This window comes from Bacillus sp. RC242, from assembly GCF_044908245.1.
Classification (GTDB): domain Bacteria; phylum Bacillota; class Bacilli; order Bacillales; family Bacillaceae_G; genus Bacillus_A; species Bacillus_A mycoides.
This window is the reverse complement of record NZ_JBIYCZ010000009.1, coordinates 88,678-100,674: the sequence shown is the minus strand read 5'-3', so window position 1 is coordinate 100,674 and position 11,997 is coordinate 88,678. Positions and strand designations below refer to the sequence as shown.

Genomic DNA, 11,997 nt, shown 5'->3' with positions numbered 1-11,997 from the left:
AGTGCGTCTTTTTTTTATTTTTCTAACATTTCAAGAGGTACATCTTTTTCGCCGGCTACCTCGAATTTAATTTCCCCGTCTTCTTCATAAATGCGTTTAATAATCGGTATAGTTATCATTAGTTTTTTATGCTGTTTACGTCTTCTAGCAGCATCTAAGTTAATCACGTTCATGTGTAAGCATCCTTTCTTACAGAAATATATAAACAAAAGAAAATGCGTCCGAAAAGGGCGCTTAGTTGAATTAGAAATACCGATTCATTTAAATGGGGTTTAGATTATCTTATAATTGAAAACTGATTGTAAAATAATGTGAATTAAATAATTGCACGTAGAAATTAACTTTACCAAAAAACGAAACAATATGCTATAAAAAATTTTAATTCTTTGTCGTATAACAGGAAAAAGGGGTGCATTTCGCATATAATGAAAAGTAGACGGGCATCATGTACTTTTTCATCATATTGCTTGGAAAGGCGATGGAGAAAATGAATACTCTAGATTCATTATTATTGCAACTTGAACAATATGGAGAAGAGCATGATCGAAATAAAGAAAAAAGAGAAGAAAAATTAAGAAATATTTCTCGTGAAATGGGGCAGTTTTTATCAGTATTAGTAAAGGGGTGCAATGCAAAAAAAATTTTAGAAATTGGAACTTCAAATGGCTATTCTACATTGTGGCTAGCAAATGCGGTAGAAGAAACAAATGGAAATGTTATAACTGTAGAACTTTCTTCAGAACGGGTTGGAGAGGCACTTGGAAATTTTGAAAGGGCAAATCTTACACAGAGAATCGATATTCATAATCAAGAGGCTGGGGCATTTTTAGATTCGCAAGTAGATCGTTCATTTGATTTTATTTTCCTAGATTCAGAGCGCACGCAATACATGTGGTGGTGGGAACATATAAAACGTATTTTAGAGCCAAAAGGTTTTCTTGTAATTGATAATGCAACTTCTCATGCGGGGGAATTAGCTGGATTTATAAAGATGATTGAAGAAGACGTTACGTTTGAAACCGTGTTATTAGCTTTTCAAAAGGGAGCATTTGTTGCGCGGAAGAATAATTAGAAGTGGACCTAATATAATTATCACATTGAAAGATAGTATATGTCAAAAGATAGAGCATTGTATGAATTTAAGAAGGTAACTAAATGGAATTTCAAATTAATAGTCAGTGGTGATAAGTAAGGTAAGCTGTGAAGAATCCGTCTTCAGCATGTTGTTCTCTAGGTCTTAAGTCTGAGGAAAATAATGACGAGAACAGGTATACTTATACTATGAAACAGGGAATGACTGCATAAGCAGGTATTTCTTGAAAAATCGATTTCAAGCAAGCAAAAATGTATATGAAATACGATATATTAGATGAAATATAGTGCACATAAATTCGCACATATAAATAAAGGAGCGATTTTGTTGACTGAACTCGAGAAAAAAGAACCTGTATCGATTGTGAAAGATAATAATGTAGAAGTAGTAGTGGATACAGTAATAAAAGAAGCAGAACTTGAAGAACTGAATAAAGAAGCAGATCTTTATGTACAAAAGTTGAATAGCGAGCAAAATACAGATTTATCAAAAGTATTGTCGCAGCTTGGAGACTTAGGGGATAAAGAGCAGCAAGCGGCAGGACAAACGCTATCAGCTTTAAAACGTCCTGTGACAGCGATGATGAATGGAAAGAATGAAGAAATTCCAAATACATTGTTAGAATTACGAAAAGTGGTATCAGAACTTGATCCAAACTCATTAAAAGCAACTGGTATGAAGAAACTTATGTTTAAAGTGTTTAAGAAAAATCCGCTTGAAAATTACGTGCATAAATATCAATCTATAGATAAGCAAATCGAGGAGATTATAAGATCACTTCTCATTGGCCGTGATAACTTGCAAGAGGATACGGTTGGTCTTGAAATGTTAAAAGAGCAATCACACGATAAAATTCACGCTCTTGATAAACAAGTATACTTAGGAAGAAAACTTGCTGGTATGCTTGAAGCTGAGAAACAAAATCCAGAACGTCAAAGGGATATTCCGTTAATAAATGATGCATTAGAAAAGATACTTGTGCGTACTCGTAATATGCAACAAGCAAAAAGTGTATTATTACAATCTATCGCATCTGTAGACATCATTAAGAAAAATAATGAAAAGCTATCAGAGGCAATTCGTAATGCAATTACGATGACGCAAAACGTTGTAACGGTTTCCGCTGCAATACAGCTTGCATTAACAAATCAACGTAAAACAATTGATGCTGTTAATGCAACAAATGAAGCGATTGAATCAATGGTATTAAGCAATTCACAAGTATTAAAACAAAATACAGAAGAAACAACAAAACTCCTTGAAAATCCTGCAATTAGCATGGATAAATTACGTGAATCATTCCAAAATGTATTTGCCGCTATTGAAGCATCTGAGAAATCGTCAGAACGTATTATTGAGTCTAGTAAGAAATTTGTAATTGAACTAGATACATTTAATGATGAGATGAAGCAGAAACTCATTCAGCGTCCAAGGAAATAACAGACTTTTAGAGGAGGTGAAAAAATGAGTTTCATTCAAGGAGTATTATTACTATTAGGATCATTACTTTTAATCGCATTTACTGTCGTTGTTTTAGTTGTATACTTCGGACGTAAACTTTATTTTTCATGGACGAAACCATATAAGAGAGCGCAAGATTCTATTGAAAAATTATCGAACAAATCAACACCGTTTTTACAAGAATTTACGCAGCACCCACTCTTTTATCGCTGGATTCGTACAGAAGGGAAAAAAGAACAAAATACATTAAATACACTTTTCTGTTCATCGGGCCAACGTACGAGAGAGCAAGTTTTCTCAATGTTACCGAAAGAAAAGCAGAAAAAAGTGCATGTGATGGCAAAAACAACGAAAAAGCTTACGAATGAAGATATTGATATTGCAACAATGAAAGTGAAAGATTTCTTGAGACAAGAATCACAGCAAACTGTTAAACCGACAGACTTATCGTTTTATAAATTGTATTTCTATGATCGATATCCAGATGCATTAAATACAATTCAAGCATATAAACGCTCGATTAATCCTTCACTACAAAGAACGGTTGATGACATTACAATTTCAGTATTAAATGCACTTCCGTACTATCAAGAACAACGTATGTTTGAACAACAACATAAACTTGAAACGTTCTTAATGAAAGATTTAACAGCGATGTTATCATTAGTGGTACAATTACCACCATCACAACGTCCTGAAAAAGAAGAAGAATTAAAAATCTACTTGCAAAATTTCCAAAAAGAAATGGAAGTAGTAGAGCGTGATATTCGTGACTCCATTGATCATGATTTGAATGTGAAGATGAGAGCAGCGACTGAGAAGTTTAAGAATAAATAAAAAAGGCGCCTTAAAAGCTAAGTATTTCTCAGCTTTAAGGCGTTTTTTTTTGAGATTTCATTTTGCCTTAACGGTAGTAAAACTAGAAGGAATACTTTCATTATGCAATCGATCAACTGCAGTTACCACATACGTATACGTTTCTCCAGAAATAGCCGTTTTATCTACGTAAATTTCTCCAAGTTTTGTTTTTCTTACAGTAGTAAGTAAATGTTTTGGGTTTTGTATATCCACTTCATTTTTTCCATTCACACGGTAAATTGCGTAATAAGCAGAGTCATTCTCTCTATCATCAATGATACCTATAGCAATACCTTCATCTCTTGGAATGGCACCTTTTAAAGTAGGTTGTTTTGGTGGATCATGATTAAGCCAAGGCATAGGTGGAATTAATGCAGGGTGTTTATATATGTCTTTTGAGAGTCTATCTTTAATTCCAAGTGGATTGTTATTTATATCTTTTAAACTGAAATGCATACTACCTTTTATTTGTGGATATTGATGGTTTAAAGCGATTTGCTTTGGATATTCTTCAGGATCAGACCAAGCAGGGACAGAGCTGTTATTAATTTTATAGGCCGCCTGACCGATGTATAGGTGAATGGGTTTATTATTGGTTTCTTTTACCCACCAATCTACTAATATATCATATGCAGCAGGTGTAAAACCTATATTCCAATATATTTGCGGTGTAATGTAGTCAATATATCCTTTTTGTATCCACTCACGTGTGTCAGCGTAAAGGTCATCAAAGTTTCTTTGACCTGCAGTTGTGTTAGAGCCAGTTGGATCATCAGCTATATTTCGCCATACGCCAAATGGACTAATGCCAAATTTTACGTATGATTTTTCTTGTTTTATAGCAGTATTTAAACCTTTTACGAGTTCATTTACATTATTGCGACGCCAATCTTCGATAGTTGAAAAATCCCCATTATTATATGATTCAAATGTTTTTTGATCAGGAAATTCTTCGGCAACTACTTTATAAGGATAAAAATAATCGTCCATATGAATTGCATCAACATCATAATTTTTTACGATTTCTAAAGCGCCTTCCGTTATAAAGTTTTTCACATCTGGAATACCAGGGTTGTAATATAGCTTCCCGCCGTAAGGCACAACCCAATCGGGATGTTGTCTTGCAGGGTGATTATTTGATAATCGATTTATATCAGTGTGATTCATCGTTATTCGGTATGGATTAATCCATGCGTGGAATTCTATATTTCTTTTATGTGCTTCTTCAATCATAAATGCGAGCGGGTCGTATCCAGGGTCTTTTCCTTGTGTACCCGTAATGTATTCAGACCAAGGACCGTAATTTGAAGGATAGAAAGCATCAGCAGTCGGTTTAATTTGTACAACGACTGCATTCATACCAGTGTTTTTTACATCGTCTAATAGTCTTATAAATTCTTGTTTCTGCTTTTCAATAGGTAAGCCAGTTTTTGAAGGCCAATCAATGTTGAGAACAGATGCTATCCATACAGCGCGTAATTCATGTTTTTTGTAAGTAGTATTTACTTCAGCATAAGTAGAGTGAGGGGAAATGAAAGAGAAAGGAGTAAACAATATGACGATACAGCACATCATTACTAAACGTTTCATAATCATTTATACGCCTCCCTATTATACGATTATTTAAAATAATATATGATGTTAGGTTGGCCCTGCAATTGAGAAAAATAAATATTGAAACATTAATTTAATAGGAAAAATATTTTTAGTGAAATTTACTTTCAGTATAACTAAATCGTTTCATTTCTTCATATGCTTGTTAGTAAAGTGAAACTTTCTTTCATTTGAAAGAAACAATTTATAAGTATAGGAGGATTCAATAATGAAAGTTTTATTCGTTTGTTCTGGAGGAATGTCCAGTGCAATTGTTGTAAACGCTTTAAAAAAAGAAGCAGAGAAAAAAGGTATGAACATGGAAGTGCATGCTATTGGAACAAGTGAGGTGGAGGAAGAAGTAAAGAATGGTTGGGATGTTGTAATGGTTGCACCTCAAGTTAGACATCGATTTGACGCTGTAAAAAAACTTACAGAACAAGAATCTATTCCGTGCGGTATTATTCCGCCGCAAGCATACACGCCGCTTGGTGGACCGACTTTATTAAAAACTGTAAATGAATTAATTAGTTAGGGGGAAGCGTTATGAATAAGTTTGTCACGTTTCTTGATAAAAACTTATCTGGACCGATGGCAAGGCTTTCTGAACAGAGGCATTTACAAGCAATCCGTGATGGAGTTATTTCGGCGTTACCATTTATTATCGTAGGGAGTTTCTTTTTAATAGTAGCATTTCCACCATTACCGAAAGATAGTTTCATATCAGTTTGGGCATTGAAAAATCAAACAAGTATATTAATACCATATCGTTTAACGATGTTTATTATGTCTTTATATATAGCATTTGGTATAGGATACAATTTAGCGAAAAGTTATAAGTTAGATGCTTTATCAGGGGCACAGTTAGCAGTATGCTCACTACTTTTAACATTGACGCCCGAATTAATCGATAAAAAAGGATTTATGCTTCCGATGACAAATCTCGGGGGGCATGGATTATTCGTAACGATGATCGTATCTATTTTATCAGTAGAGATTTTAAGATTTTGTAAGACGAAAAATGTAATGATTAAAATGCCAGAACAAGTACCGCCGTCTGTTTCACGTTCGTTTGAAGCACTTATACCTGCTGCATTCGTAATTATTTTAATGAGTTTAGTAACTGTCGTTTTTAGTATTGATTTACATCATGTAGTTGATAAATTAGCGGCACCGTTAGTAAAAGCTGGTGATAGTTACTTCGGTGTAATCATTCCAGTATTTTTAATTACATTTTTTTGGTCATTCGGAATCCATGGTGTGTCGGTTGTTGGAACTGTTGCCCGGCCATTATGGGAAGTATATTTAGGGAAAAATGGTGAAGCAGTTGCTAGTGGAGCAAACCAGTTGCCATTCATTTCACCAGAACCATTATACCAATGGTTTATATGGATTGGTGGTTCTGGTGCGACGTTAGGACTTGTATTAGCTATGATTGTATTTGGTCGATCAAAATATTCGAAAGCATTATCAAGAACTTGTATTGTGCCTGGTATCTTTAATATTAATGAACCTGTTATTTTTGGATTGCCGATTGTACTAAATCCAATTTTAATTATCCCGTTTATCATTACACCACTCGTAACAGCAACTGTTGCATATTCAGCAACTGCGATGGGATTTGTAACGCCAACACATATTATGCCGCCGTGGACATTACCAGCTCCAATTGGCGCGTATTTAGCCACAGGTGGAGATTGGCGTGCAGTAGTATTAGTTTTTATAAATATAGCAATATCATTTCTTATTTACCTACCATTCTTTAAAATGTATGACAAAAATATGCTTGAAATTGAAAAGAATGGTGACGGGGAATCTGTTAGCCCTTAAGTTTTATACTGTTATTTTGAGTGATAGACTTTTTGTCTATCACTTCTTTCATATTAAATCGAGAGAGGTGAAATGGAATGAATATAAAATTTAGTTATAAAGGTGTATTTATATTATTGTTTGGAGTAATATGTGCAAATTTACTCTTAGTACCTTTATTAAGAATGCTAAATCTACCACAAATGCATAGTATATGGATCGTTACAAGCATTGCGGCAAGTGTTTTGCTTACGATCGTTGTTTCTTTCATTGATGGCACATTTGTATCGAAAGTCCAGTTGTTTATTAGATTTATATTGTTTTCTGTAGGTTGTACGTTGTTTACTTACATAATTGTTTTTTAGTGAATAGGGGGCATGCATTTTATGTATATTGCAGGAATAATGTCCGGTACATCGTTAGATGGAATAGATGTAGCGCTCGTTCATATAGAAGGGAACGGTGTAGATTCTAAGGTCGAACTCATCCATTTTACTACTGTTCCATTTTGCAATGATATAAAAAATGAGATACAACATGCATTATCAATAGAGAATTCAAATGTGCAACTAATATGTAGTTTAAATTTCAAACTTGGTTTATGTTTCGCCAATGCTGTAAAGGAAGTTTGTAAACAGGCTGATTTGTCGCTAAAACAATTAGATTTAATAGGTTCTCACGGCCAAACGATTTATCATCAACCAGTACCAGAAGGTAATATTATTTCTTCAACATTTCAAATTGGGGAACCAGCAGTTATAGCGTATGAAACGAACACTACGGTTATCTCTAATTTTCGAACGATGGATATGGCAGCAGGGGGACAAGGTGCACCACTTGTGCCATATTCAGAGGTCATTTTGTATCGTCATCAAACTAAAAATAGATTACTACAAAATATTGGCGGGATTGGTAATGTTACAGTGATTCCAAGTAAACGAAGTAATAAGAGTGTAATTGCTTTTGATACTGGCCCAGGAAATATGGTAATCGATGATGTATGTCAAAGATTATTTCAGTTGCCATATGATCAAAATGGTAGGATTGCAAAACAAGGAGTAGTTGTAGATGAAATGTTGACATACTGCATGAACCATCCATTTTTGAAAATGAATCCACCAAAATCAACAGGTAGAGAACAGTTTGGAATAGAATTTGTGAACGAATTATTGAAGCAGTTTGAAAAACATAGTAACGAAAATATATTGACGACTGTCACGATGTTTACAGCAAGTTCAATTGTTCATCATTATAAGGAGTTTATTCTGCCGTATTATGAAATCGATGAAGTAATTTTAGGTGGTGGGGGCAGTTATAATCGTACACTTGTTGAAATGATACGAAATGGATTGAAGGAAGAAAAGTGCGCGATATTCATTCAAGAAGATATAGGCTATTCTTCAGAGGCGAAAGAAGCAATCGCCTTTGCGATTTTAGCAAACGAAACGCATCATCGTAATCCGAGTAATGTGCCAAGCGCAACAGGTGCAAAGCAATCTGTAGTTTTAGGGAATATAACATTCCCTCCAATAAGATGATGAAAATGAGGCGAACATATGAAGTATATGATTGGAGTAGATGGTGGGGGCACGAAGACAGAAGCAATTGCATTTGATCAAGACGGAAACGAAGTTGTAAGAGGTACGAGTGGGTTTGGAAATATATTAATAGATTATGAAAAAGCAGTTTCGCATATTATGGAGGCGATCGATCAATGCAAGAAAGCTTTAATAGATGGGCACTGCGTTTGTATTTGTTTAGGGTTAGCGGGTATAAGTGGAGCGAATACAAATGAATTAACATTACGATTAATAAAGAAATATGAAACGAAAATTGAAGTTTTTAATGACGCAATGATTGCACATGCAGCTGCTTTAAAAGGTAAGAATGGAATATTAACTATAGGTGGTACAGGTGCAATTTGTATAGGAAAGAAAGACGAAGTGTACGAGTATAGCGGTGGATGGGGACATATTTTAGGGGATGAGGGAAGCGGTTATTGGATTGCCTTGCAAGCCTTGAAGAAAATGGCATTGCAATTTGATCAAGGAGTTAGACTTTGTCCATTAAGCTTAAGGATTCAAGACGAGTTTCGACTTTTAACATCATCTCATATAAAAAGACTAGTATATAGTTCTTCAAAAGATAAAGTTGCAGCAATTGCACCATTAATTATAGAGGAAGCGAGGAATGGGAATGATGATGCACATAAAATTATTCTGCAAGCGGCTAAGGAATTAACGATAATTACGGTGAATATTTACAACAAGATGCAGTTTGATTTATCACCTTTAATTGCAGTTAGTGGTAGTATATTGTGTTCAGTACCTGAAATATATGCTGAATTTAAGAAATGCTGTGAGAAAAGTATGGGAGAAGTTACATTCGTATCACCATCAGAAATGGCAGTGAAAGGAACATATCATTTAATGAAGGGTGTATATTTTATAAAATAGAAGTATGAGAATTTTTGTATGATTTGTAAAAATATGATGTTAAAATATACAAAGGGATGTAAAGCAAGAAAAAGTACAATATACATAGTTATTGAATATTGTATAAGTACTCCCATGTAGAAAGTGAATGATTACATGATTAATAGTATGCAATTGTTTTATGTAGTGGCTTCTTATTTGTTTGGAAACATATTGACCGCTTATATAGTAACAAAATGGAGACATAACGTTGATATTCGTGATGAAGGAAGCGGAAATCCCGGTGCAAGAAATATGGGGAGAGTATATGGAAAAGGGTATTTTGTCGCTACATTTATAAGTGATGCGATTAAAGGTGCAATTGTAGTTTATATAGCAAAATACCTTTTTGAAGATGCTACATTCGTAATGCTGGCATTATTGGCTGTTATACTTGGACATATTTACCCAATTTTATTTAAAGGCAAGGGCGGAAAAGGCATTTCAACATTTATTGGAGGGTTAATTGCATTTGATCATTTGATAGCGCTTACTCTTATTGCTGTTTTCATTATATTTTATTTAATCTTTAAAGGATTTACTAAGCCCGGACTAATTACAATCGCTTGTTTACCAGTTTGCATGATTTTGTATTCTTACTCTATTGTTACGACTATTTTAAGTGCACTTATCATTGTACTTATTTTATATGTAAATCGAGAATGAAATGAACTTTTAATAAGTGGAGTTAATCTCCACTTATAATTTTTATTAAATACATAAAGGAGATACAACATGGGGTTAATTTATAAAGTTGCTGATTAAGCTTGGGAATTTGAAAGTATACATAAATTGAATTATAAAACATTTGTAGAAGAAATTCCGTAACATGAAGAAACGAAAGAGCATGTTCGTATAGATCGTTTTCATGAAGAAAATACTTATTTAATTTGTTTAGATGGTGATAAGTTAGTAGGTATGGTTGCGTTGCGAGGAAAACGACCATTCTCATTAGATCATAAAATTTCAAATTTAGATTTTTACTTGCAAGAACATGGAGAAAACGTATATGAAATTCGTTTACTTTCAATTGTAAAAGTAAACGAGGCAGTACCTGCTTATATGGACATTGGTATGTACGAAGAAAATGAAAGTATCCTATACTCCCATTCATGGAATTTAATTTATGCATTGCAAGAAGCATTAAAAATATTTGAAGATGAAATGGTATTTGAAAAAATAAAAGAGACGTATACATATATTGAACAAGCTATTACTAATATGGGTTTAAATCTTGTTTCACCTAAAGAACATGCCGTGCCAATTATAGTTACCATTCAATTAAATGAAGATCAGTCTTCTAAGGCGCTAGGTGATGCGTTAGCGTTACAAGGATATATTGTTCATTATGAATCAGCGTATTTACAAAAGAATAACTGGATCCAAATTGCATGTCTGAATCATTACAAAGAACGTGATATGAAAAGGATGTTGAATTGTTTACACAGATGTACATTAAAGAATGGCGTACATATATGAGCAATGATTTTTGAACATAGTTGGTTGCGTATAAAGGGATTATTACTTACGAAAACTTAAAAATGAGACAAACAGTAGATTATAAATTATTAGAAGAGGTGTTAGCATGATAACTAAAAAACTACCATTACATATAACAGACATTAAAAAAGCTCAAAACATTTTAGACAGAAATGCTCGTAAAACTCCTTTAGTAAAATCATTTTATTTGACTAGTAAAACAGGCGGAGAAATTCACTTGAAATTAGAAAATAGGCAATTAACGGGTTCTTTTAAATTTCGTGGTGCGTTTAATAAAATGTCACAGTTGACAGATCAAGAAAAAGAGCGAGGCGTAATTGCTTGTTCCGCTGGTAATCATGCGCAAGGAGTTGCTTTATCTGCTCATTTACTTGGTATTAAGAGTAAAATTGTGATGCCGATTTCTGCACCGAAGGCGAAAGTTGAAGCAACTAGAGGATACGGATCAGAAGTGATTTTATATGGTGAAACTTTTGATGATGCGAAGGCAAAATGTGAGGAGATTATTAGGAAAACAGGTGAAACATACTTACATCCATATGATGATGTGGAGGTAATGGCTGGTCAAGGTACAATTGGTTTGGACATTCTTGATGATATGTGGGATGTAGATACGGTCATTGTACCAATTGGCGGAGGTGGCATTATTTCTGGTATTGCTGTTGCATTAAAGTCTTTTAATCCATCAATCAATATAATTGGTGTACAAGCTGAAAATGTTCATGGGATGAAGGCATCTTATGATAAAGGGACAATCGTAGAACATTATGAGGCACCTACTATAGCAGATGGTTGCGCAGTTAAAATACCAGGTGATTTAACTTTTGAAGTTGTAAAAGAATTAGTAGATGATATTGTAACAGTGTCAGAAGGTGAATTAGAAGTAGCGATGAAAGACTTATTACAGCGTGGTAAAGCCGTTGTAGAAGGTGCAGGTGCATTAGCTACTGCTGCTCTACTTGCAGGGAAAGTGGATACATATATAAAAGGGAAAAAAGTAGTAGCGGTTATATCTGGTGGGAACGTAGACTTGCAACGTATATCAAGTGTTTGTGAGCAATTTTTTGTAGCTAATGAAGTGAAATAGTATTTAAATAACATAAATTTTATGAAAGCAGAGCTAAGAAAACTAATCTTAGCTCTTACTTTTTGTCTACTGTATAGTAAATTATTATATGTAATCGTCTATATTCAAAGATAACTCAAATA

At 33.9% G+C, this 11,997-nt stretch carries 12 protein-coding genes and 1 pseudogene; 11 read left to right on the top strand and 2 right to left on the bottom strand.

Going from position 1 to position 11,997, the window contains the following annotated elements; all coding sequences use genetic code 11:
• Positions 1-14: 14 nt before the first annotated feature.
• Positions 15-173: a hypothetical protein gene (locus tag ABH957_RS17845; RefSeq protein ID WP_002085567.1), complete on the bottom strand. Its 159-nt coding sequence runs from the start codon at positions 171-173 to the stop codon at positions 15-17.
• A gap of 305 nt (positions 174-478) precedes the next feature.
• Between ABH957_RS17845 and ABH957_RS17840 the strand changes: the two genes are divergently transcribed.
• From ABH957_RS17840 to ABH957_RS17830, 3 genes are all read left to right on the top strand, one after another.
• Positions 479-1,072: an O-methyltransferase gene (locus ABH957_RS17840; protein ID WP_113936557.1), complete on the top strand. Its 594-nt coding sequence runs from the start codon at positions 479-481 to the stop codon at positions 1,070-1,072.
• A gap of 348 nt (positions 1,073-1,420) precedes the next feature.
• A complete protein-coding gene (locus ABH957_RS17835; protein ID WP_404511960.1) occupies positions 1,421-2,533 on the top strand; it encodes a toxic anion resistance protein in 1,113 nt (370 codons plus the stop codon).
• 24 nt (positions 2,534-2,557) lie between these two features.
• Positions 2,558-3,391, top strand: a complete 834-nt coding sequence (locus ABH957_RS17830; RefSeq protein ID WP_002085563.1) for a DUF3974 domain-containing protein — start codon at positions 2,558-2,560, stop codon at positions 3,389-3,391.
• Between the two features lie 57 nt (positions 3,392-3,448).
• Here the strand turns inward: ABH957_RS17830 and ABH957_RS17825 are convergent, their stop codons facing one another.
• Positions 3,449-5,008: a glycoside hydrolase family 10-like protein gene (locus tag ABH957_RS17825; protein WP_404511896.1), complete on the bottom strand. Its 1,560-nt coding sequence runs from the start codon at positions 5,006-5,008 to the stop codon at positions 3,449-3,451.
• 226 nt (positions 5,009-5,234) lie between these two features.
• Here ABH957_RS17825 and ABH957_RS17820 point away from each other — a divergent pair, with 226 nt between their 5' ends.
• The 8 genes and pseudogenes from ABH957_RS17820 to tdcB all read left to right on the top strand — a co-directional run bounded on the left by ABH957_RS17820 (position 5,235) and on the right by tdcB (position 11,875).
• Entirely contained in the window at positions 5,235-5,540 is a 306-nt protein-coding gene (locus ABH957_RS17820) for a PTS sugar transporter subunit IIB (RefSeq protein ID WP_000865888.1), read from the top strand.
• An 11-nt stretch (positions 5,541-5,551) separates the two neighbouring features.
• Positions 5,552-6,835 (top strand): PTS sugar transporter subunit IIC, encoded by a 1,284-nt coding sequence (locus ABH957_RS17815; protein WP_085311089.1) that lies wholly within the window; start codon positions 5,552-5,554, stop codon positions 6,833-6,835.
• 77 nt (positions 6,836-6,912) lie between these two features.
• Positions 6,913-7,179, top strand: a complete 267-nt coding sequence (locus ABH957_RS17810) for a hypothetical protein (RefSeq protein WP_085311091.1) — start codon at positions 6,913-6,915, stop codon at positions 7,177-7,179.
• Between the two features lie 21 nt (positions 7,180-7,200).
• On the top strand, positions 7,201-8,352 hold the full coding sequence (anmK, locus tag ABH957_RS17805; protein ID WP_404511893.1) for an anhydro-N-acetylmuramic acid kinase AnmK: 1,152 nt from the start codon (positions 7,201-7,203) through the stop codon (positions 8,350-8,352).
• An 18-nt stretch (positions 8,353-8,370) separates the two neighbouring features.
• The gene (locus tag ABH957_RS17800; RefSeq protein WP_404511891.1) at positions 8,371-9,270 is read left to right on the top strand and encodes a BadF/BadG/BcrA/BcrD ATPase family protein; all 900 of its coding nucleotides are present in this window, start codon (positions 8,371-8,373) and stop codon (positions 9,268-9,270) included.
• A gap of 135 nt (positions 9,271-9,405) precedes the next feature.
• Positions 9,406-9,954, top strand: coding sequence for a glycerol-3-phosphate 1-O-acyltransferase PlsY (gene plsY, locus ABH957_RS17795; protein ID WP_404511889.1), 549 nt, complete (start codon positions 9,406-9,408; stop codon positions 9,952-9,954).
• 117 nt (positions 9,955-10,071) lie between these two features.
• Positions 10,072-10,767, top strand: a pseudogene (locus ABH957_RS17790) (GNAT family N-acyltransferase).
• 106 nt (positions 10,768-10,873) lie between these two features.
• On the top strand, positions 10,874-11,875 hold the full coding sequence (tdcB, locus tag ABH957_RS17785; protein WP_404511887.1) for a bifunctional threonine ammonia-lyase/L-serine ammonia-lyase TdcB: 1,002 nt from the start codon (positions 10,874-10,876) through the stop codon (positions 11,873-11,875).
• Positions 11,876-11,997: the final 122 nt, after the last annotated feature.

What these genes read in the sequence shown, in the direction of transcription:
- ABH957_RS17815 (WP_085311089.1), top strand. Translation starts at nt 5,552, where the DNA reads ATGAATAAGTTTGTCACGTTTCTTGATAAAAACTTATCTGGACCGATG.
- anmK (WP_404511893.1), top strand. Translation starts at nt 7,201, where the DNA reads ATGTATATTGCAGGAATAATGTCCGGTACATCGTTAGATGGAATAGAT.
- plsY (WP_404511889.1), top strand. Translation starts at nt 9,406, where the DNA reads ATGATTAATAGTATGCAATTGTTTTATGTAGTGGCTTCTTATTTGTTT.
- ABH957_RS17820 (WP_000865888.1), top strand. Translation starts at nt 5,235, where the DNA reads ATGAAAGTTTTATTCGTTTGTTCTGGAGGAATGTCCAGTGCAATTGTT.
- ABH957_RS17845 (WP_002085567.1), bottom strand. Translation starts at nt 173, where the DNA reads ATGAACGTGATTAACTTAGATGCTGCTAGAAGACGTAAACAGCATAAA.
- ABH957_RS17800 (WP_404511891.1), top strand. Translation starts at nt 8,371, where the DNA reads ATGAAGTATATGATTGGAGTAGATGGTGGGGGCACGAAGACAGAAGCA.
- ABH957_RS17830 (WP_002085563.1), top strand. Translation starts at nt 2,558, where the DNA reads ATGAGTTTCATTCAAGGAGTATTATTACTATTAGGATCATTACTTTTA.
- ABH957_RS17840 (WP_113936557.1), top strand. Translation starts at nt 479, where the DNA reads ATGGAGAAAATGAATACTCTAGATTCATTATTATTGCAACTTGAACAA.
- ABH957_RS17825 (WP_404511896.1), bottom strand. Translation starts at nt 5,008, where the DNA reads ATGATTATGAAACGTTTAGTAATGATGTGCTGTATCGTCATATTGTTT.
- ABH957_RS17810 (WP_085311091.1), top strand. Translation starts at nt 6,913, where the DNA reads ATGAATATAAAATTTAGTTATAAAGGTGTATTTATATTATTGTTTGGA.
- tdcB (WP_404511887.1), top strand. Translation starts at nt 10,874, where the DNA reads ATGATAACTAAAAAACTACCATTACATATAACAGACATTAAAAAAGCT.